Genomic DNA, 18,838 nt, shown 5'->3' with positions numbered 1-18,838 from the left:
TCCTGTCAGTCGAGTTTTCTGTTTACGTCCACCAGCAACGTCTCGATCTCTTTGCGGCGCCCGGCGTCGGCCGTTTCGCGGTTGGGGCGAGGGGCGGCCAGCAGCGCCTTTTGCAACGCTGCCTTGGCCTCAGAGTAGCGCTTTTGACGGTAAAGGTGATCGCCCCAAAAGTACAGGCTGTCGATGCCATTGGGGTTCATTTGCAAGGCAAGCTTGAGCAGTTGTTCGGCCTTGTCTGAATCACCAAAACCGATGGGCCAGCCCGGCACGCGGTCATACAGTGCGCCGAGGCTGGTGTAAGCCGAGCCTTGCAGGGCTTTGGGGTCCAGAGTCAGGGATTTTTCCAGGTCAGCCTTGGCGTCTTTGGCTTTGCCCAATGCCCCGAGCCCGCCTTGGGCGCCGGCCCAACTGCTGGTGACAATGCCTTTCCAGATCCACGCTTCGGCCACGGCCGGGCGTTCCTGGCTGAAGGCGGAGGCTTGCGCGGCCAGTTGTTCGAAGGCTTGCTCGCGTTGTTTTTCCGGCATTTCGTATTGAATGTGCGCCCAACTCTGCTGGAGGGCAGAGAGGCGTTGCTGGTCGGCGCTGTCGAGGGCCCAGGCGATCTGGCTGAAGGCGCCTATCAAAAGGCAGACGATGATTTTTTTCATGGTTTTTGCTCGTTCTCGGGTTTGTGGCTCAGACGGCGGATCAGTGGCAATTGCTTGCGCAGGCCTCGATCCACCAGGTTGGGCAACAGGCTGTTGAGACGCACGAAAAAACGTTCCGGCCAGCCCAGGTAAAGGTCGCGGTGGTCGCCGGCGATTGCGTGGAGGACGGCCGAGGCCACGGTTTTCGGGTCGTCGACATTGGCCTTGAGGGCATCGTTCAGGGCTTGGGCCGCCGCGCTGTTCATCGATGTGCGGGTGGCGCGGGGTGCCACGTACAGAACACTGACCCGGGTATCCGCCAGTTCCCGGCGCAGGGCTTCGGAAAAACCGCGCAGGGCAAACTTGGTGGCGCAGTAACTGGCATAACCGGGGTAGCCGATCGAACCGTAGGTCGAGCCGACATTCACCACCATGGCACTGTCGGCTTGCTTGAGCTGCGGCAACAGCAGCTTGGTCATGCAAATCGGTGCACTGACGTTGACCGCCAACATGGCGTTGATGTCGCTGTCATCGAGCTGCTCCAGCATGGCGAAATGATTGACGCCGGCGGCATTGATCAACAGGTTGATGCCACCGATGGCCTCAACGGCGGCCAGTACCTTGTGCCGGTCAAAAGGTAACGTCAGGTCGGCGGCCACCCAGTGCAGATTCTGCGGATAGCGCGCGAGCAGCGGCAGCAGTGACTCCTGGTGACGAGCCACGGCCAGGACCCGGGCACCGGCGGCGCACAGTGCGCTGGCGATCTCCATGCCGATGCCGCCACTCGCGCCGGTCAGGACCACACGGGCCTCATGCAGCTGCATGTTGGACTTCCTGGCGGCCCGGCAAACCGCGGAACATGTCGGCGTAAAGCCGGTACACCACTTTCGAGGCGTGGATCACGGCGGCCTGGTCGGCGCTGTCGTCGAGTTGATTCATGAGCCGGCGATAGGTCTGCATGTGCTCGATGTCCAGCGAACCGTGGGAGCTCAAATAACTGAAGGCGCTTTCCGGCAAGGCCAAGTGCTCACGGATGCTGCCCGCCGCGTGAGTCGCCAGGGCGATGCTGGTGCCTTCCAGCACGTTGACCATGCCGAACAGCCCCACCGGGTTGCCCCGGGCAATCAGGTCGTAGAGAAAGCCGACCATCAGTTCAATCGGCAGCGAGGGCTGGCCGTTGCGCACCGCTTCGCGATCACCGCCACAGGCGGCTATGTCGTCGAGCACCCATTGTTCGTGGCCGTATTCATCCTCGATGTATTCACATACCGCCTTGCGCAGCCATTCCAGGCGTGTGGGCAGGCGCGCGCCGCACGCCATCATCAGCGGCACGGTGTGGCGCACGTGGTAGTAAGCCTGAGCGAGAAACGCCCGATAGCTTTCAAGACTGACTTTGCCTTGCAGCGCATCGAGGATGATCGGCAGGTTGAACAGTTCGTGGCGCTCTTGTTGAGTGGCTTCTTGCAGAGTGTCGAAAAACGTCATGATGCGGGCTCCTCGGAATGGGGAAATTCAGTCAGTTGTGCGCGGTACAACGCGACGATGGCGTCCCGGCGCGGGCGGCCATTGGCGGTCAGCAGGCCATTGGCGGCAGTGAAGGGTTCATTCAGGCGTGTCCAGTGATGCACCTGCGCATAATCGGGTAACGCGTCGTTGGCTTCGTCGACGGCAGCAGCCAGTTGTTCGTCCGTGCAGTCCGGGCGGTTGGGCCACAACAATGCGTGATTTCGCGGCAGAGCCTCGCCATACACAAAAGCCTGGGCGATGTGTTGGCGTTGGGTGAGTTCCGCTTCGACCCATTCCGGGTTGACGTTGCGCCCGTAGCTGGTGATGAACTGATGCTTTTTGCGACCGTTGAGGAAGAGGAAACCCTGCGCGTCGAACTCCCCCAGATCGCCGCTGTGCCACCACTCGTCGGTGTAGGCCGGCTCACCCAGGTAACCGAGCAAGAGCGAGCCCTTGATCAGTACCTCACCGTCTTCGGCCAGTTTCACTTCGACGTGGGGCAGGGGCCGGCCGACGCTACCTGCACGGTACGCTGCAGGGCGATTGAGGCAGACGACCGAAGCGCATTCGGACAGGCCGTAACCTTCATAGACCGGCAGGCCGACATGTCGGGCGCGTTGCAATAAGTCCTTAGAGACCCGCGCGCCACCGACGGCGGCAAAGCGCAGTGTTTGCGGATTGAACGCGTTCTGTTCGGTTGCGCTGACCAGCATCAGCAGCAGTTGCGGCACCAGAATCAGACTCTCGGGCGAACGACTGGCCAGGCAACCGAGCAGGCGCGGTACATCGACGCCGCTGGCGCCCCGGATGCCCAGGGTTTTCTGGCTCGGCAGGCTCAGGGTGGCACCGGCGTAGAGCGCGGCGTAGCAGCCCAGGTTTTCCAGCAGGATCGCCAGCGGCAACAGCGCCAGGTGATGCTGTGGTTCAGTGGGTTTGCTGGCCTGATCCAGTTCCCGCGCTACCCGCAACAAGCTGTCGGCGCTCAGGCACACGCCTTTGGGAGTCCCGGTGGTGCCGGAGGTGAAGGTCAGTTTGGCCGTGCCGGGGTGCATCGGGCTCGGGCCGGCGAACGGGCGTCGCCAGAACTCGGCGCTTTTCTCATAGCCGGCAACGAGCAGTTCGGCTTCGAATTCCGGTTCGGCAATCACTCGTTCTGCCTGGCTCTGTTCCAGGCAGTGGGCACGCTGTGCGGGGCTGAAGAAGGGGGGCAAGGTCACGCAAGCAAGGCCTTCGAACAGCGCGGCCAAGTCCCAGAGTATGGCCTCGACGCCGTTGTCCAGAGCCAGGGCGATGACGCTTGCCTGTTCATCGCGCAGACGCTGTTGGCGGTACTTCACTTCAGCGTACAGCGTGGCGTAATCGATTTTCAGGGTGTCGCCCCACAGGGCAATGACGTTGCTCTTGCGCTCGGCATGGCTGCGCAAGGCCTGCTCGAATCGTTGGCATTCAGGCGACATGGCAGGCTCCGTCAAGGGACGATGGCAAGCCCAGCCGGCTGAACAGACCGATGTTGCGCAAATGAATGAAGCCGGCGCGGATGTTGCCGACGTGAACCCAGGGTTTGCTTTCGTAGTAGCTGCCCCAACTGTGCCGGTCGTCGCCCAGTCGCTGCGGGTCGGCGGCGCAGAGGGTCACCGGTTTCAGGCCCAGTCGGTGAAAACTGTTGACCAGGCCCATGTTGCCGGTGAATGCCACCCATTCCAGCCCGCCCATGGCCAGCAGGTAGGTGATGGCAATGATGCTCATCCGCGCATTGCCGGTGTCGGTGGCGGCCAGATTGCCGACCTCGACAATGCCGGCAGGGTCCACCGGGCGTTCTACCACGGCGCTGATCAATGTCTGGATCGGTTTGTCCAGATAACGCTCCAGAAACAACGGCTCGTCACGGCCCAGGCGTACCCCGGCGACCGCGCACAGTTCGCCGTCGGTGCTGCTTATGCCGAACAACTGCGGCATGAAATGACGAATGTCTGCGCCGTGAACCTTGCGAAAGCGTTGCTGGATAAAGTTCTCGAATACCGGCCTCTGTTCATCGCCCGGCAAGGCGCGGGACAGGACGATCTGTGGCGTTTCTGCCTGGCCGAAGTGCAGCGGCAGTGCAATGTTCCAGTCGAAATCGGGCATGGGCGGAACGCCTCCCTCTATAAGTTTGGGGGGAGTATCCGAGGCATTTCTTAATGAAGTCTGAAGGTGGAAAAAGGTTCGTTGAGCGCTGTTCTTCAGACTGTCTTAAGTTTTGACCGACAGGCTGCGTGCCGCCGGTTCAAAGCAACCGCTCAGAGGCTGTCGCACGGCAGTCGTCCCAAAATTTGATGAGGCGTGTTTATGACCCGCGAGATAGTCACAGATCGTTATGCAAAGCTGTCGATCACCCTGCACTGGCTGATGTTGGCGCTGTTCGTCGGCGTGTATGCGTGCATTGAGATCAAGGGGCTGCTGCCACGCGGCAGCAACGCACGAGCTCTGTTCCTGGGGTTGCATGGGCTGTTCGGGATAAGCATTTTCGCTCTGGTCTGGATTCGCCTGCTCGGGCGTCTGACGCCGCGTCCGCCGATCACGCCAACGCCGCCGGCCTGGCAGACCGGCCTGTCACATCTGATGCACCTGGTGCTGTATGGCTTGATGATTGTGACGCCACTGATGGCCTGGTTGATGCTGGCTGCGGGAGGCAAGCCCTTGCCGTATTTCGACTTCTATCTGTCGGCACCGGTGTCGGTGGATCCGGATCTGGCCAAGCGATTCAAGTACTGGCACGAATGGCTTGGCACCAGCGGCTATTGGCTGATCGGCCTGCATGCGCTCGCTGGCCTGTTCCATCATTACTGGGTCGGTGATAACACCCTTGCCCGGATGTTGTCTGGACGAAGCAGGTCATGAATTCAGTGCGCTCTTGACCCTGACGGCGTCCTGGAGAGACACGAGTCAGTCAGTCCAGTACTTCTGGCGAAACCACCCAGACGCTGCAGGGAATCTTGTACAGCAGATGTTCCACGGTGCTGCCGACTAATCGCTCCATGGCGCGGTGACCTATGCGACCCATCACAATCACATCGGTGTCATAAGCCTCGGCATAGCTGGAAAGCACTTTGGCCGGATTGCCCATGATCATGTGCTGGTGCTCCGGCGCAATACCGTTGCGCTCCGAAAGCTCGCGGAACGCGTCCGCTTGCGCGTCGAACAGGGTCTTGGCTTTGCTCGAAGAAAAAAATGCCGAACCATTGCTGAAACCGAATTCATCTGCACTGATGGATGAAAGGTCATGGGCGTAGATCACTTCGAGTTCGGCGTTGCAGGTAGTGGCCAGTTTTGACGCCTCGCGCAAAATCCTGTCGTTGAAACCTTTGTATTGGTCATCACAGTGGAAAGGGTCGACGGCGGCGACGATTTTTCGTGGTAAAGCATGGTGCATATGGCTGACAAAATGCAGCGGTACAGGGCATTCACGTAGCAGATGGATATCCAGCGGGGTAAACATCAGGCGTGATAGCAGGGATTCGTGTTCTAGCGCCTTGATCAATACGGCCATCGGCTGTTCTTTGAGATGAACGAGGATTTCCTGCAACGGCCGCTCCACCCAGACCACTTCAGTAGTGACGTGAACCCCGATTTTGCGCAACGGTCTAGCTTGATCTTCAAGCCATTGACGATGGCGCTCGACATAGCCCAGCCGCATCTGTTCCAGCGCTTGTTCGTTGACCATTCCAGCCGTTGCCAGCCCTTCGAGGTAATCGAACGCCACGATGTGCAGTGCCGCGTCTGCAGCCTTGGCCAGTGCGGCGGCCCGGTCGAAGGCGGGGCTATTTTCCATCAACGGCGAGACGATCAGCATGAAACGTGATTGATCAGACATGACAACTCTCCGGTAGGTAATCGCGCTGTTTCTTGCCCCAATGGCTGAGGCATTGGGCAGTGAAGCCTTGCACTTATCCTGCTGTGGAACGGGGCATCGAGTTTGATCTTTGTCAAATGGAGGGGAGACCGACGATGTAGTCCGACGTGCGGTTGTCCGGGGATTGTCCAGTCACGAAATTGTTGACCATTATCAATCTTTCGTCCGTCAACCCAGCGCAGTCTTTGGATTCGAACTGAACGTTGGCTCGGCATAAGAGGGATCACCATGGGAACCATGAAAGCGGCTGTTTTCGTTGAGCAGAACCGGATCGTGCTGGAAGACAAACCCATCCCTGAAGTCGGGCCGCAGGATGCATTGATCCGTATCACCACCACGACCATTTGTGGCACCGACGTGCATATCCTGCGTGGTGAGTATCCAGTGGCCAAGGGCCTGACCGTGGGCCACGAGCCAGTGGGCATCATTGAACGCTTGGGCTCCCAGGTGCGTGGCTTTGTTGAAGGCCAGCGGGTGATTGCCGGTGCCATTACGCCCAGCGGACAGAGTTATGCCTGTCTCTGTGGTTGCGGCTCACAGGACGGCCCGGACACACGCCATGGTTTTCGCGCCATCGGGGGGTGGAAGTTCGGCAGCATTATTGACGGCTGCCAGGCCGAGTACGTGCTGGTACCGGACGCCATTGCCAATTTGTGCCCGATTCCCGACGGGCTTAGTGACGAGCAGGTGTTGATGTGCCCGGACATTATGTCCACCGGATTTTCCGGGGCAGAGCGGGGAGAAGTGACCATCGGCGATACAGTTGCCGTGTTTGCCCTTGGGCCAATCGGCCTCTGCGCGGTGGCTGGTGCACGCCTCAAAGGCGCGACGACGATCATTGGCGTCGATGCCGTGGCCGAGCGGATGAGCGTCGCGCAACGGTTGGGCGCGACTCATGTCGTCAATTTCAAGGACGGTAACGTGGTCGAGCAGATCATGGCCTTGACCGATGGTCGGGGTGTCGATGTGTCTATCGAGGCACTGGGGACCCAGGGGACGTTCGAGTCCGCACTGCGGGTGCTACGTCCGGGCGGTCGACTGTCCAGCCTCGGCGTTTACTCCAGCGATCTGCGCATTCCCCTCGATGCCTTTGCTGCAGGGTTGGGGGACTACAGCATCGTCACCACCCTGTGCCCCGGCGGCAAGGAGCGCATGCGCCGCTTGATGGCGGTGGTGCAAAGCGTTGGTGTGGACCTGTCGCCACTGGTGACACACCGTTTCAAGCTCGATGATATCGAGGCGGCATATGAGTTGTTTGCCCACCAACAGGACGGTGTGATGAAGATCGCGATTACGCCGTGAGGCTGTCCGGCTTTATTCTCGAAGTAGAACGGAGGTATCTATGATCATTGATATCACGGAGAAACCGGCAAGCCATTGCTGGGTCGTGTGCATGGATGCCCTGGAAGTGAACTTCAATAGCCTGAGCGAAGCGCAGGCTTTCGTTGGCCAACTCAAGGCCCGTATCGAAGCGCCGCACGCCTGGCCGATTCCCCCTGGCCCGGCAGCTTTTACCAGACTGATGGCCGACCCTCGAACGGACTGTCCCAAGGGCGAGCAGGTTCGCGCCGACCTCGTGGAGTAACGCTTTGGGCCAGTACCGGGCGGGCTTCATGCGAATGACAACCCAATGAACGAAACCATTGGGCTGACAGGTGCAGCTGCGGCGCTGGGAATTGGCATGCTCATCGGTCTTGAGCGCGAACGACACAAGGGGCAGGGGGAAACCCGCGCTTGTGCCGGTTTACGGACGTACGCGATTACGGCGTTGTTGGGTTATGTGACGATGCAGGTCGGTGGCAGCCTGCTGGTGGGCATCATGGCGATCGCCTTGGGGTTACTCGTCACCGTGGCGTATTGGCGAAGCCTGAGCGACGACCCCGGCGTGACCAGCGAGGTGGCGTTATTTACGGTGTTGGTACTGGGGGCGTTGTGCGGCACGAACCCCGAGCTGGCGATTGCCATCGGCGTGGTGATCGCGGGGCTGCTGACCTATCGAAAGAAGCTGCATTACTTTGCCCGTAGCCAATTGACCGAAGCGGAGTTGGGTGACGGCCTGATCCTGCTGACTGCTGCGCTGGTCGTGCTGCCCTTGGCGCCGGACCGCTTCATCGGCCCCTACGCGGCCATCAATTTTCGTACCATTTGCACCCTGACCGTATTGCTTATGGCCGTGGGGGCGATTGGACACATTGCTGTTCGTACCTTGGGCACCCGTTACGGTTACGCCATTAGCGCCATTGCCTCCGGGTTTGCCTCCAGCACCGTAACGATTGCCGCCATGGGCCACCTCGTCGCCCGACAGCCCGACAACACAAAGCTCCTGAGTGCGGCCGCGATCCTGTCCAATATGGCCACTGTCACTCAGGTCGGCCTGATCCTGGGGGCGGTCGATCCCGGTTTGCTCCACCACATGTGGGGGCCGCTGGTATCCGGAGCCGCCGTCACAGCATTGTATGGCGTGTGCCTGATGTTTCCCAAGACCGCTTCCGGGGCTAACGAGTCAATCAAGGTCGGTGGTGCGTTCAAGCTCAAACTGGCCCTGATCGTCACGTTGACCATGACCGGCATCACTTTTGTTTCGTCCATGATGCTCAGCCATTTCGGCCAGTTGGGGGTAATGCTGACGGCCACGTTCAGCGGTTTTGCCGATGCGCATGCCTCGACGGCGTCGATTGCTACGTTGGCCAAGTCCGGCCAATTGCCGTTCGATGCCGTTGTCGGCCCTGTGCTGATTGCGATCAGCAGCAACTCCGTCAGCAAATGCGTGGTGGCGTGGGTCAGCGGCGGGCGACGGTTTGCCGCTTATGTGATTCCCGGCCAGGTGTTGCTGACACTGGCAATGTGGGCGGGCATGGGGGTGTCCTGACGGACATCGCGCGGGTAACTGATAAAAATCAAGTGGTCGGTACGGGGAGCAATCAATCTGTGGTTCTACTCCTGGATTGAAATGGCCGCGTGCCGAGGTGTCCCATGTCGCAGACTCAACGTTTACTCTTGATCGCTCCTTCAGCCATGACTCGGACACCGGCATTCGACCGGGCCGCTGCGTTGGCGCTGGCGATGCAATTGCCGTTGCACATCGTGGCGTTCGACTATTCACAAGCTCTGGCGGTGGCGGGGCTTTTCGCCCCGGAACAATTCAGTCTGGCCCGGGACGGCTATCTGCAAACCCATCGGCAATGGCTCGCCGATCAGGCCGGATTGATGAGCAAGCATGGCGTAGAGGTCTCCAGCGAGGTGGTGTGGGTACAGCATCCTTACGAAGAGATCCTGAACTTCATCAATGAGATGCCGCTGACGCTGATCATCAAGGACGTCCAGGAAGAGTCGGTGCTGAAACGTGTGTTTTTCACGCCGCTGGATTGGCAGCTGCTGCGTGATTGTCCGGTACCGGTGCATCTGGTGACCACGCCTCTAAATCCCCGGCCGCGCAACGTACTGGCCATTATTGATGTGTTGCGCGATGAGGATCAGGACCATGTGTTCAATGACCAGATTATCGACGCAGCAACGAAACTGGCTGCGGTCTGTGATGCCAGTCTTGAACTGCTGCATGTGTATGACTGGACGGTTGTATACGCTCAGGACATGGGCTTTGCCGCCTTACCGCTGGCCACCGGTCTATATGAAATGTTGGGAACGGCTCAGCATGACGCGTTTGCGGCCATCGCTGAACGCCATGGCGTGCCTCCGGAGCGTCGTCACTTTTACGAGGGGTCACCTGTGCCGCGTATTTGTGAGTTTGTCTCGGACCACAATACCGATGTCATCGTCATGGGCACTGTGCAGCACAAAGGCTTGAGAAAACTTCTAGGAACCACGGCCGAGCAACTCTTGCATCGGGCGCCGTGCAGTGTGCTGGCGATCAAGCCGGGACGAATGCTGTAATCCTGAGGACTGGATCGCCCCGCGATGGACCGTTGGCCGGAACATCGCGGGGTGATTTTTTACAGGTAAAGACGATGGATGACCTGACGGGTGTCGTTGGGGTCATTGTTCGTCGCGAAACCCAATGCCTTGGCCAGGTCGCGCATGGGCGCATTGTTGGCGGCGTCCACCGAATACATATGGCGAAAACCGTTCTTGCGGGCGGCCTTGATTAAATGCTCCATCAGCAACGTACCCAGCCCAAGGTGCGTCCATTCATCGGCGACCGTGACGGCGCATTCACATTCATGTTCGCCGGTGGCCGCGTAACGACTGATGCCGATCTCGATCAGTTGACCATTGTCGTGGACCAGGGCGATGTAGGCCACGCGCTGTTTGTTGTCGGTGTCCATCAACTGATCGAGCATCGCAGCGCCGGGCTCGTTGATCTGCGCGAGAAAGCGCATGTGCCGGGACTCCGGAGACAGCCGCTTGATGAAGGCATATTCACGGTCGCGATCCTTTTTCGCCAGCGGCCGTATCAGCACGTGGCGGCCGTCCCTGAGCGCTTCGATCCAGTATTGGCCGTCGACCGCGGCATACGCGGCCGCGGCTCGATCATTGTGGTCTTTGACGGTGAGCATGGGGTATTCCTCCAGCACGGTTTTGAAGGGAGACGAGTCAGAAAAAGCAACCGCGTTTGATGCCTTTCTACGCCGCTGTCTACGCTGGAGTTTGATCTGGATCAGAGACTGGTGCCGGGGGCGTCAATTCACCTGTGTTTGATGTAAATCAACTCGCACGAGGTACCAGAGCGCAGTGTTGAAGCATGCCGGCACGTGAAGACCGGGGTCGAACGGAGGTGTGTGATGAGTCAATATCAACGGTTGCTACTGATCGTCGATAAAAGCCTTCAGCAGTCGCCCGCCATGCAGCGCGCCGTCGCTCTGGCTGGGGCCACAGGGGCAGTTCTGGATGTGCGGGCCTTTGTCGAGCCAACACCGGTGGTGCATTTGTGGGAGGAAAAAATCGACGACGCAGAGCAGCAGCGCTATTTGCGTCGCTATCGCCGCTGGGAGGCCGAAGAATTCGATCGGCTCAGCGACCTGGATTTGGAGGTCACGGTCAAAGCCGTCTTCACCACCCATCCGTTACTGGACATTTTGAGGACGGTCGAAGATCTGAAGCCTGATCTGCTGATCAAGGATGTAACCCTTGAACCCGCGCTCAAGCGAGTGTTCATTACTCCGCTCGATTGTCACTTGTTGCGTGAATGCCCAATCCCCATGCACTTGGTCAACTACGTCCGTTACAGCTTGCCACACCGGATCGTGGCAGCAGTGGACCCGTTCGATTCGTCGACACAAATCAGCGGTTTGAACGACACCATCATTCAGACGGCCAATACCCTGGCTCTTCAATGCGATGCGCCGTTACACCTGCTGTACGCCTATGACTTGTCGCCCGTCTTCAACAGCGATGCGCCACTGGCCGGGGGCGGTTGGGGCGTGGACTATATTGAGGAGCTGCGTCAATCCTTGCATGAAGCGTTTATTACTCTGGCGGAGCGCCACGGCGTGCCGCCAGAACGACGCCATTTCGTTATGGGGCTGCCGGTGCCTGTGATCAGTGGATTCGTCGAGGAGTACTTGGCCGACGTGGTGGTAATGGGTGCTGTGCATCGGGTGGGAATCGACCGGCTTATCGGCAGCAATACTGAGCGGGCGCTGTACTCGGTGCCGGGGAGTATTCTGGCCGTCAGGCAGCGCGTCAGGGAGTGAGCACGATTGCGCCGTTGAACTGCCCGGCCCGTAACCGTTCCAGCGTCTGATTGGCATCGAGCAGGTGTCGCGGAGGCTGATCCGAAGCCCCGGCCAATTCGGCACCCGGTGATCGGGCATAAGCCTGACCCTCGCTGTCGTCTGGACGGGTGCCGGATAGTGGGCGTCCTTGACCATTTGCAGGGCCCGAAAGCTGTAACGGCTGGCCGGGGCGATTCAGGACCATGGCACGCCTGAAGACGCTCCAGACGTCAGGTTTCATCTCAAGTGGCGATGGCAGCCCACGATCAGTTGCTTGAGCCCGTCCAGATCCATGATGTTAACGTCGCGGCCGGTTATTTCCACCAACCCCTGGTCACGCAAGTGTGCGATACCCCGGCAGATGGTTTCGAGGCGAAGGCCTAGGTAAGAGCCGATTTCCTCCCGACGCATTTTCAGTACAAAGTTGCTGGACGAATATCCGCGCGTATTCAAGCGTTGCGACATATTCATCAGAAAAGCGGCCAAGCGTTCATCCGAGTTCATGTTGCCCAGCATCATCAGCATGTCGTGATCGCGAACGATTTCCCGGCTGAGGATTTTGTTCAGGTTGTGCTGCAGTGAAGGCAGTTCTCGGGCAAGTTTTTCCAGGTGGGAAAAATGAATGGGGCAGACCTCGCTGTCCTCCAGAGCAACCGCATTGCACGCATGCAAATCGGTGCTGATGGCGTCCAGGCCGAGCATTTCGCCGGGTATCTGGAACCCTGTGACTTGCTCGCGACCATCGACCGAAACCACGCTGGTCTTGAACGAACCGATTCGCACGGCGTAAAGCGAGCGCAACGGATCGCCTGCGCGGTAGAGTGCCGCGCCTTTTTTGACCTTGAATCTTTGCACGATCAGCGTGTCCAGACGCTCGATCTCCAGGGCCGTCAGGCCAAGCGGAAGGCACAGTTCCAATACACTGCAGTTGGAGCATGCAGCTTTAAGGTATTGAACTTGAAGCGGGCGGGCTTCCGGCATGTGGAGGCTACCTTTCCAAAAGTGTACTAAGCATAGGTCTTGCGTCGAAGTGCGGGCCTTTCATTCATGCATTTATCGGTATCGCCGATGAGTGGAAAAGAACGGTTCAACATTCATCCTGGGCAGCGGCTATAGCTATTGATGTAGATCAAGTCATGAGCGCATCGGACTTGCAGAATCGACTTATGAATCAGCGTGCAGCCGCTGGTGCAGAAGGCTGCGGACAGCGGGTCATTGGCGCCCAGCCGGAAGATGGCTTGCATTGGATACTCACCTGACTGGAGGCCATCATGAGCCAGTATCAACGCCTGTTACTGATCATCAACCCGGCCCTGCGCCATTCCCCTGCCATGAACCATGCTGCGGCGCTGGCGAAGGCCAGTGGCGCGAGTTTGCATATCGCGGCGCTAACGTCCTCGTTCAAATGGTTATCACTACTTGAAGAAGGCGAACGGGAACCCGCTCGGGAACGCTACCTGCAGGACCATCGCGACTGGCTCAAGGCTCAGGCCGAAAATCTGCGCGGCAGAGGAATAGAGGTGACCACTGAGGCAGCCTGGGCTGAGGACATCAAGCAGGACATCCTTGATCACGTCACGGACATGCAGCCCGATTTATTGATCAAGGAGGTTCAGCATGAATCCACGCTTAAGCGGGCCTTCTTCACCCCGTTGGACTGGCATCTTTTGCGCCACTGTCCGGTGCCGGTTTATCTGGTAGGCGGAAGTGGCTACGTATTGCCACGCAAGGTTGTAGCGGCGGTCGAGGTAACGGATATCGAGTCAGCCGACAATGAGCTGAACGACCGTATCATTAAGCAGGCATGCAGCCTTGCGATGCAGTGTAATGCCGACCTTCATTTGCTGTACGCGTGCGATATTACGGCCGCTTTTCTGGCGGACATGGGCGGCCTGACCCTCGCTGACCTCACCAAAGTGCTTCGCAGTGACCTGGAGAATTCTTTTTTGAGGTTGGCAGATCGGTTCGGAGTGCCCTCTGATCGTCGACATTTCATTGAGGGGCATCCGGTCAAGGCATTGAGTGAGTTCGCTAATGAACACAAGGTGGATGTGATCGTGATGGGCAGGGTCCAGTCCCATGGAGTGGACAAGCTTCTGGGCAGCACAACCGAACATATTCTGTATCAGGTGCCATGCAGCGTTCTGGCGGTTTAGCGAATCGTCAGTTGGACAGCTTTTCGATGGCCCGTACTTATCGGTCGACAGCTGAGTCTGATATGAGAGGGAAAGACGCAACAGACATTCGTAATGGATCACTACGGAGATGGTCACCACCGTCGTATTGATCAGCGTGTCTGCGAGCATGGCAAGTCTCCAGCGATGGCGGGCTTCAATTCAAGCTTGTCCAGTCTGGATTTACGTAAGCTCAAGGCACTCCTGATGACGATCTCGGTGTGAATGCCTGTCAGTGTTTTCTACGCCTGATACCGGGGAAACGTTGAGGTTTGTCAGCAAGGCTTTCATGAGCTGAAAGGGGATTGCGCTGCCAGTGATTGCCTCCAATTTAGTTGATAAAAATCATGGCTCCCGCCGAATAACGCCAGATACTCGAACAACGAACGCACCAGGCGGATGCTGCAAAAGGCCAATCGCAAGTAACAAGCGTTTGCCTGAAGCCTGACGAAAGGACGTCCGGGTTGCGATCAGGCAGATAAATGGTTTCAGGGAGGGGGACGTGATGCTCAAACTCAAACGCATTTTATTGATAGCCCCCAGCGAAATGACCCTTAGCCCGGCGTTTGAACGTGCGTATGCCTTGGCTTGTGCGACAGGTGCGTTATTGCACATTGTCGCGTTCGATTATGTCCCGGCACTGGCGGTGGCCGGTTTGCTGAACCACGATGCGATGGCTCAGGCTAGGGAAGGTTATCTGCAGGTGCACCGGCATTGGCTGGAGCAGCAAGCCCGGTTTGAACGATGTATCGGAATACAGGTGACCACTGAAGTGGTCTGGGCCCGATCGAGTCTGGCGCACCTGCTTGAGTACGTGAATGACTTTCTTCCGGACCTGGTGATCAAGGATACCCATTACGTGCCGGCACTCGACCGGGCCTTTCACCGACCTTTGGACTGGCATTTGTTGCGCGAGTGTCCGGCCCACTTGCACTTGGTGACCAGTGCCGCAAATCCCAAACCAATGAAAATTCTCGCGGCAATTGATCTGTCCCATCTGGAAGAGCTTACTCAGGGATTGAATGACCGAGTACTCGATCTGGCCTCTACGCTGGCGGCCAGTTGTGGTGCCTCGCTGCACTTGCTCAATGTCAGTCGTTGGTCCGTGATGAGTGATTCGCCGATGAGTGTGCCGACAAGCAGTTTTGATGACAGTTTGAGGGACGCGATTCAGGATGCCCAGCAAGAGGCCTTGGACGTGCTTGCGGAGCGCTATTGCATCAAAAATACACGTCGACATTCGCTGACGGGTAACCCCCAAAAGGTCATCGGACTTTTCGCTCGGCAGAATGCTTTTGACATGGTTGTGTTGGGCACGGTTTATCACCATGGGTACGATCGGTTTATTGGCAGTACTGCCGAGTCTGTGTTGAACCGAGCACCGTGCAGTCTGATGATCGTCAAACCACTGCTCCCGCCCGATTGAGAGGAGCACCGTCGAGCTTGCAGTTGATAAAAGTCAGCTGGCCTTGAGTCAAAAGGAGCGATCAATAGCATTCTCCTGAATGCTCAAGGAAATTGGCCATGCGAATCACATTTTTAGGTGCCGCGGGCACAGTCACGGGCAGCAAGTACTTACTGGAACATCGTAACCAACATGTGCTGATCGATTGCGGTTTATTCCAGGGCTACAAGCAACTGCGATTACACAACAGGGATCCGTTGCAATTTCCGGTCAGCGACCTCAACGCCATTGTCCTGACCCATGCGCATCTCGATCACAGCGGTTATTTACCCGTACTGGTGCGCAATGGTTATTGCGGCCCGGTTTACGCCACTCCCGCTACCTGTGAGCTGGTAAAAAATCTGCTGCTAGACAGTGGCCGCTTGCAGGAAGAAGAGGCAGAGTTCGTGAATCGGCATGGCTTCTCAAAGCACAACCCGGCGTTGCCGCTTTACACCGAGCAAGATGCCAAAAAAGCACTAAAGCTGTTGCGACCAGTAGAGCTGCACCACAAGGTGGAAATTGTCACGGATATGACCATCCAGCTTCGTTGCTCCGGGCATATCTTGGGTGCCGCTACGGTGGAGGTGATCGCCAACGGCCTGGCCTTGGTGTTTTCAGGGGATTTGGGGCGGCTCGATGATCCTTTGATGTTCGCTCCGGAAACCGTCGAACAGGCGGATTACCTGCTGGTAGAGTCGACCTATGGTGATCGTAAACATCCAGTCGAGTCGCCGCAGGAACAATTGGCTGAGGTCATTACCCGCACCGCGCTACGCCGAGGGATAACCTTGGTGCCATCGTTCGCGGTAGGACGTGCCCAACTGTTGATGTATCACCTATATCAGTTGAAACGGAAAAGGGCGATTCCCGATATTCCAATTTACCTCAACAGCCCGATGGCCACCGACGTCACGAGCTTGTACCAGCGTTTTCGTAACGAGCACAGATTATCTCTAGAGGACTGCGAAGGCATGTGCCATGTTGCGCAATTCGTACGTACTGTCAAAGATTCGATCGAGCTGGATCAGCAAACTACCCCGGCGGTGATTATCGCCGCCAGCGGCATGGCCACGGGAGGACGGGTTGTCCATCACCTCAAGGCGCTTGCCCCCAAGCCGATTAACACGCTGCTAATGCCAGGCTTCCAGGCTGGTGGCACCCGTGGCGCGCAGATTGTCGCGTGCGCTCCTTCCGTTCGTATCCACGGAAAAGACGTGCCGATCCGGGCCGAAGTCGTGTCGATGCAAACACTGTCCGCACACGCCGACGCCGATGAAATCATTCAGTGGTTGCGTGGTTTCAAGCGACCTCCAAAACACACATTTGTGGTGCATGGGGAACCTAACGCCTCCGATGTACTGCGTCGACGAATCAGTCTGGAGCTGGGCTGGTCGGTTTCGGTTCCGGAGTATCGCGATAGTGTCGAACTCTCCAGTCTTGATCCTTCTCCAAGTTCAACAACGTGACAATACAGGCGACCAAGGTGTATCGCTTTGGCTTTCAGGTCTTAAAGCGTCATCGGTGAGATAGCTGCCTTTGTTTTTCGCTCGGCCAGGAAATACGGAGCACGGAGCATAGGTTGGTCACCCTGTTGATCAGCCATCCTCAGCGCACGTTGAAGGGCTTCGATGATGGATTCGGCTAGCCGTGGAAATGACCCGGGAGCAGGCTTGGGGTTGACCATCGTCCAGGCCATTGCAGTTCGCTTGGTGGGTAAACTCGGTTAGAAAAACGTCTGTTTGGTGGCTTACGCGCGACATTGTAAATTTGCCGTTTTTAAGCTCCCATTCATGTTTCAAGTGACCGCTTCTGGCCGAGAGCTCTCCCCAGGCGCCATCAACACGGCGAGCGACGGGCGAGTTGGTTTTCGTTGATCTTGTACAGCAGAGAAGGCAGCAAGTCTGAGTTCGGTATAGCAATTCCTACTTGGTAGATGGCAGCGTAACAAGGGAGAACTGAACCGAAGAGGTGGTTTCAGGTTGGAAAAATGCCGGCGCGGGGGGCAAGGGGAATGAGTGCCAAAGATTTCTGGGGGGCGGAAATAGCCTAAAAGATGCGGAAACGACCACTCAGATTTCACAGCCGATTCCCAAACCCCAGAAACGACAAAGCCCTGAATAATCAGGGCTTTGTCGTATAAAGATGGCGGAGGCGATGGGATTCGAACTCATGGACCTGTTACGGTCGACGGTTTTCAAGACCGATACAAAGACGTAAGCGGGCCGATGTTCGTAGCGATTTTCCGTTCCATTACTTTCATTTTTCAGCACCCCTACAGACCGCGTAATACAAGGGGCCTGCTTTGAGTTATGGAACTGTTTTTTCGGCTATTTTGATGGTTTGGCGATAGCGCCAACGCGACGGTAAACCCGCTCGGTGATGTCTCCTTTGGTGTTGAAGGAGCGGTGGCAGCTTGACGCTCTGTTTTTCCAGCAGGCGCCGTTGATTCCTATCCGTGTTCATGGCGATAGTTATCCTCGACCGGCGTTAACCGGCAGGCTGTATGTGAATTTGTGGGTTACGCTGGAAAGCAGGCAACGTGAGAACGCAAACGGTCTCTCATCATGGATGGATCAAGATGAAACTGATTTTGGTTGTGCTTGTTGTTGGTCTGTTGGCTTGGAAGCTTTCCCCTGAATTACAGTCCTGGGCTGAGGCTCGGCTATCGACGCCCCAAATCATCTCTACGGTCGTGACTGCGCCGAAGCCTGTTTCGGCTCCAGTCAAATGCGATGGGCGCAAATACTGCTCGCAGATGACCTCGTGCGCAGAGGCGAAAAACTTTCTGCAAAATTGTCCAGGAATGAAAATGGATGGCGACAATGACGGAGTCCCCTGTGAGATGCAGTGGTGCCGGTGACATTCGCCGTTCAGCAGCAGGCTGGTAGGTGGAAGAGGGCTTAGGCTGTTGCTTTGGATGCCAGCTCGCACTTGGCGGCCAGCTTCAGCAGGTTTTGAGTCGTCGGCTTGAAGCCTTCCGTGTTCGGGCAGTGAGCAAGGTCATGCCCATGCGGGTATTCCTCGAACGGACCATGGAAAGGCCAATTCATCTTCCAGTCCGCCCAGGTGGTGTAAGCATCCATCCCGTCACCCCAATAATCGGTTCCACCTCCCACGCTCAGGCAATGCCTGACATTCGATTTCTGGTCGTACGCTAGTTCGGAGTGCTCATCGTCACGCCAGGCCTTTCGATACAGCGCCGGGTGCAATTGAACGAGGCGATCATGGGTTCACCTGCACGCCGAGATCTTCGAGTGCAAACACGATGCCCCGGCAGTCACCGTCCTCGCCATCCATTGATGTAATGGCAATAGTCGTGATGCTTGAGCACGGTCTTGAGCAGGTGGGCTATGTAACCGCGTCCGCCATCTGGCGTGTTCAGGTCAAAGCCAGGCTCGACCGGTTTGTTTTCTGTGGGCATGGAGGAGCCTTGGCCGGTGTTCGGCTACAGTGAGTGGGTCATCGAAATGGAGATCGGACATGCAATGCTTAATTTGCCAAGCTGTTTCTAAAATTGTTCA

21 protein-coding genes and 1 pseudogene are annotated in these 18,838 nt (G+C 57.6%); 10 read left to right on the top strand and 12 right to left on the bottom strand.

Annotated features, from left to right (window positions below):
- Positions 1-5 precede the first annotated feature (5 nt).
- Genes J4E42_RS03210 through J4E42_RS03190 form a run of 5 tightly spaced genes read right to left on the bottom strand, consistent with a single transcriptional unit; the run spans position 6 to position 4,259 of the window.
- Entirely contained in the window at positions 6-650 is a 645-nt protein-coding gene (locus tag J4E42_RS03210; protein ID WP_207284576.1) for a tetratricopeptide repeat protein, read from the bottom strand.
- Complete coding sequence (locus tag J4E42_RS03205; RefSeq protein WP_008039066.1) at positions 647-1,453, bottom strand: SDR family oxidoreductase; 807 nt, start codon at positions 1,451-1,453, stop codon at positions 647-649. Before J4E42_RS03205 ends, J4E42_RS03210 begins: the two co-directional genes overlap by 4 nt.
- Complete coding sequence (locus tag J4E42_RS03200; RefSeq protein ID WP_207284575.1) at positions 1,440-2,114, bottom strand: TenA family transcriptional regulator; 675 nt, start codon at positions 2,112-2,114, stop codon at positions 1,440-1,442. The genes J4E42_RS03205 and J4E42_RS03200 overlap by 14 nt, the downstream gene beginning before the upstream one ends.
- Positions 2,111-3,592 carry an AMP-binding protein gene (locus J4E42_RS03195; protein WP_207284574.1) on the bottom strand — a complete coding sequence of 494 codons (1,482 nt, stop codon included), beginning with the start codon at positions 3,590-3,592 and terminating at the stop codon, positions 2,111-2,113. Before J4E42_RS03195 ends, J4E42_RS03200 begins: the two co-directional genes overlap by 4 nt.
- Entirely contained in the window at positions 3,582-4,259 is a 678-nt protein-coding gene (locus J4E42_RS03190) for a thermostable hemolysin (RefSeq protein ID WP_207284573.1), read from the bottom strand. The genes J4E42_RS03195 and J4E42_RS03190 overlap by 11 nt, the downstream gene beginning before the upstream one ends.
- A 201-nt stretch (positions 4,260-4,460) precedes the next feature.
- On the opposite strand from J4E42_RS03190, the gene J4E42_RS03185 reads away from it, so the two are divergent.
- Complete coding sequence (locus J4E42_RS03185; RefSeq protein ID WP_207284572.1) at positions 4,461-5,012, top strand: cytochrome b; 552 nt, start codon at positions 4,461-4,463, stop codon at positions 5,010-5,012.
- A 49-nt stretch (positions 5,013-5,061) separates the two neighbouring features.
- On the opposite strand, the gene J4E42_RS03180 is transcribed toward J4E42_RS03185, so the two are convergent.
- Positions 5,062-5,985, bottom strand: a complete 924-nt coding sequence (locus tag J4E42_RS03180) for a universal stress protein (protein ID WP_207284571.1) — start codon at positions 5,983-5,985, stop codon at positions 5,062-5,064.
- Positions 5,986-6,252: 267 nt separating this feature from the next.
- Between J4E42_RS03180 and J4E42_RS03175 the strand changes: the two genes are divergently transcribed.
- The 4 genes from J4E42_RS03175 to J4E42_RS03160 all read left to right on the top strand — a co-directional run bounded on the left by J4E42_RS03175 (position 6,253) and on the right by J4E42_RS03160 (position 9,915).
- On the top strand, positions 6,253-7,326 hold the full coding sequence (locus tag J4E42_RS03175) for an NAD(P)-dependent alcohol dehydrogenase (RefSeq protein WP_207284570.1): 1,074 nt from the start codon (positions 6,253-6,255) through the stop codon (positions 7,324-7,326).
- Positions 7,327-7,366: 40 nt separating this feature from the next.
- Entirely contained in the window at positions 7,367-7,609 is a 243-nt protein-coding gene (locus tag J4E42_RS03170) for a hypothetical protein (RefSeq protein WP_207284569.1), read from the top strand.
- Positions 7,610-7,654: 45 nt separating this feature from the next.
- A complete protein-coding gene (locus tag J4E42_RS03165; protein WP_032828701.1) occupies positions 7,655-8,893 on the top strand; it encodes a DUF4010 domain-containing protein in 1,239 nt (412 codons plus the stop codon).
- Positions 8,894-8,997: 104 nt separating this feature from the next.
- Positions 8,998-9,915 carry a universal stress protein gene (locus J4E42_RS03160; protein WP_207284568.1) on the top strand — a complete coding sequence of 306 codons (918 nt, stop codon included), beginning with the start codon at positions 8,998-9,000 and terminating at the stop codon, positions 9,913-9,915.
- A 59-nt stretch (positions 9,916-9,974) separates the two neighbouring features.
- Here J4E42_RS03160 and J4E42_RS03155 read toward each other — a convergent pair whose 3' ends face one another.
- Positions 9,975-10,538, bottom strand: coding sequence for a GNAT family N-acetyltransferase (locus J4E42_RS03155; RefSeq protein WP_008028083.1), 564 nt, complete (start codon positions 10,536-10,538; stop codon positions 9,975-9,977).
- Positions 10,539-10,763: 225 nt separating this feature from the next.
- Here J4E42_RS03155 and J4E42_RS03150 point away from each other — a divergent pair, with 225 nt between their 5' ends.
- Positions 10,764-11,675: a universal stress protein gene (locus J4E42_RS03150; RefSeq protein ID WP_207284567.1), complete on the top strand. Its 912-nt coding sequence runs from the start codon at positions 10,764-10,766 to the stop codon at positions 11,673-11,675.
- Positions 11,676-11,933: 258 nt separating this feature from the next.
- On the opposite strand, the gene fnr is transcribed toward J4E42_RS03150, so the two are convergent.
- Both fnr and J4E42_RS03140 read right to left on the bottom strand, forming a co-directional pair.
- Positions 11,934-12,677 carry a fumarate/nitrate reduction transcriptional regulator Fnr gene (gene fnr / locus J4E42_RS03145; RefSeq protein WP_008028087.1) on the bottom strand — a complete coding sequence of 248 codons (744 nt, stop codon included), beginning with the start codon at positions 12,675-12,677 and terminating at the stop codon, positions 11,934-11,936.
- A 113-nt stretch (positions 12,678-12,790) separates the two neighbouring features.
- Positions 12,791-12,940: a hypothetical protein gene (locus J4E42_RS03140; RefSeq protein ID WP_207284566.1), complete on the bottom strand. Its 150-nt coding sequence runs from the start codon at positions 12,938-12,940 to the stop codon at positions 12,791-12,793.
- A gap of 27 nt (positions 12,941-12,967) precedes the next feature.
- Here J4E42_RS03140 and J4E42_RS03135 point away from each other — a divergent pair, with 27 nt between their 5' ends.
- Positions 12,968-13,852: a universal stress protein gene (locus tag J4E42_RS03135; protein ID WP_008028091.1), complete on the top strand. Its 885-nt coding sequence runs from the start codon at positions 12,968-12,970 to the stop codon at positions 13,850-13,852.
- Between the two features lie 69 nt (positions 13,853-13,921).
- Here the strand turns inward: J4E42_RS03135 and J4E42_RS29600 are convergent.
- Positions 13,922-14,002: pseudogene (locus J4E42_RS29600) on the bottom strand (two pore domain potassium channel family protein); the annotation flags it as partial.
- A gap of 373 nt (positions 14,003-14,375) precedes the next feature.
- Between J4E42_RS29600 and J4E42_RS03130 the strand changes: the two are divergent.
- The 3 genes from J4E42_RS03130 to J4E42_RS03120 all read left to right on the top strand — a co-directional run bounded on the left by J4E42_RS03130 (position 14,376) and on the right by J4E42_RS03120 (position 18,177).
- A complete protein-coding gene (locus tag J4E42_RS03130; protein WP_207284565.1) occupies positions 14,376-15,296 on the top strand; it encodes a universal stress protein in 921 nt (306 codons plus the stop codon).
- A gap of 98 nt (positions 15,297-15,394) precedes the next feature.
- Positions 15,395-16,783 (top strand): MBL fold metallo-hydrolase RNA specificity domain-containing protein, encoded by a 1,389-nt coding sequence (locus J4E42_RS03125; protein WP_207284564.1) that lies wholly within the window; start codon positions 15,395-15,397, stop codon positions 16,781-16,783.
- A 1,112-nt stretch (positions 16,784-17,895) separates the two neighbouring features.
- A complete protein-coding gene (locus J4E42_RS03120; protein ID WP_207284563.1) occupies positions 17,896-18,177 on the top strand; it encodes an excalibur calcium-binding domain-containing protein in 282 nt (93 codons plus the stop codon).
- Between the two features lie 40 nt (positions 18,178-18,217).
- Here J4E42_RS03120 and J4E42_RS03115 read toward each other — a convergent pair whose 3' ends face one another.
- Together J4E42_RS03115 and J4E42_RS03110 are read right to left on the bottom strand one after the other, a co-directional pair.
- Positions 18,218-18,526, bottom strand: coding sequence for a hypothetical protein (locus tag J4E42_RS03115; protein ID WP_207284562.1), 309 nt, complete (start codon positions 18,524-18,526; stop codon positions 18,218-18,220).
- Positions 18,527-18,594: 68 nt separating this feature from the next.
- Positions 18,595-18,738 carry a hypothetical protein gene (locus tag J4E42_RS03110; RefSeq protein ID WP_207284561.1) on the bottom strand — a complete coding sequence of 48 codons (144 nt, stop codon included), beginning with the start codon at positions 18,736-18,738 and terminating at the stop codon, positions 18,595-18,597.
- Positions 18,739-18,838 lie beyond the last annotated feature (100 nt).

Source organism: Pseudomonas sp. FW300-N2A2 (genome assembly GCF_017351735.1).
In the GTDB taxonomy this organism is placed as follows: domain Bacteria; phylum Pseudomonadota; class Gammaproteobacteria; order Pseudomonadales; family Pseudomonadaceae; genus Aquipseudomonas; species Aquipseudomonas migulae.
The sequence above is the reverse complement of the archived record's forward strand: the minus strand, read 5'-3'. Positions and strand labels throughout refer to the sequence as shown.

What these genes read in the sequence shown, in the direction of transcription:
- J4E42_RS03210 (WP_207284576.1), bottom strand. Translation starts at nt 650, where the DNA reads ATGAAAAAAATCATCGTCTGCCTTTTGATAGGCGCCTTCAGCCAGATC.
- J4E42_RS03205 (WP_008039066.1), bottom strand. Translation starts at nt 1,453, where the DNA reads ATGCAGCTGCATGAGGCCCGTGTGGTCCTGACCGGCGCGAGTGGCGGC.
- J4E42_RS03200 (WP_207284575.1), bottom strand. Translation starts at nt 2,114, where the DNA reads ATGACGTTTTTCGACACTCTGCAAGAAGCCACTCAACAAGAGCGCCAC.
- J4E42_RS03195 (WP_207284574.1), bottom strand. Translation starts at nt 3,592, where the DNA reads ATGTCGCCTGAATGCCAACGATTCGAGCAGGCCTTGCGCAGCCATGCC.
- J4E42_RS03190 (WP_207284573.1), bottom strand. Translation starts at nt 4,259, where the DNA reads ATGCCCGATTTCGACTGGAACATTGCACTGCCGCTGCACTTCGGCCAG.
- J4E42_RS03185 (WP_207284572.1), top strand. Translation starts at nt 4,461, where the DNA reads ATGACCCGCGAGATAGTCACAGATCGTTATGCAAAGCTGTCGATCACC.
- J4E42_RS03180 (WP_207284571.1), bottom strand. Translation starts at nt 5,985, where the DNA reads ATGTCTGATCAATCACGTTTCATGCTGATCGTCTCGCCGTTGATGGAA.
- J4E42_RS03175 (WP_207284570.1), top strand. Translation starts at nt 6,253, where the DNA reads ATGGGAACCATGAAAGCGGCTGTTTTCGTTGAGCAGAACCGGATCGTG.
- J4E42_RS03170 (WP_207284569.1), top strand. Translation starts at nt 7,367, where the DNA reads ATGATCATTGATATCACGGAGAAACCGGCAAGCCATTGCTGGGTCGTG.
- J4E42_RS03165 (WP_032828701.1), top strand. Translation starts at nt 7,655, where the DNA reads ATGAACGAAACCATTGGGCTGACAGGTGCAGCTGCGGCGCTGGGAATT.
- J4E42_RS03160 (WP_207284568.1), top strand. Translation starts at nt 8,998, where the DNA reads ATGTCGCAGACTCAACGTTTACTCTTGATCGCTCCTTCAGCCATGACT.
- J4E42_RS03155 (WP_008028083.1), bottom strand. Translation starts at nt 10,538, where the DNA reads ATGCTCACCGTCAAAGACCACAATGATCGAGCCGCGGCCGCGTATGCC.
- J4E42_RS03150 (WP_207284567.1), top strand. Translation starts at nt 10,764, where the DNA reads ATGAGTCAATATCAACGGTTGCTACTGATCGTCGATAAAAGCCTTCAG.
- fnr (WP_008028087.1), bottom strand. Translation starts at nt 12,677, where the DNA reads ATGCCGGAAGCCCGCCCGCTTCAAGTTCAATACCTTAAAGCTGCATGC.
- J4E42_RS03140 (WP_207284566.1), bottom strand. Translation starts at nt 12,940, where the DNA reads ATGCAAGCCATCTTCCGGCTGGGCGCCAATGACCCGCTGTCCGCAGCC.
- J4E42_RS03135 (WP_008028091.1), top strand. Translation starts at nt 12,968, where the DNA reads ATGAGCCAGTATCAACGCCTGTTACTGATCATCAACCCGGCCCTGCGC.
- J4E42_RS03130 (WP_207284565.1), top strand. Translation starts at nt 14,376, where the DNA reads ATGCTCAAACTCAAACGCATTTTATTGATAGCCCCCAGCGAAATGACC.
- J4E42_RS03125 (WP_207284564.1), top strand. Translation starts at nt 15,395, where the DNA reads ATGCGAATCACATTTTTAGGTGCCGCGGGCACAGTCACGGGCAGCAAG.
- J4E42_RS03120 (WP_207284563.1), top strand. Translation starts at nt 17,896, where the DNA reads ATGAAACTGATTTTGGTTGTGCTTGTTGTTGGTCTGTTGGCTTGGAAG.
- J4E42_RS03110 (WP_207284561.1), bottom strand. Translation starts at nt 18,738, where the DNA reads ATGCCCACAGAAAACAAACCGGTCGAGCCTGGCTTTGACCTGAACACG.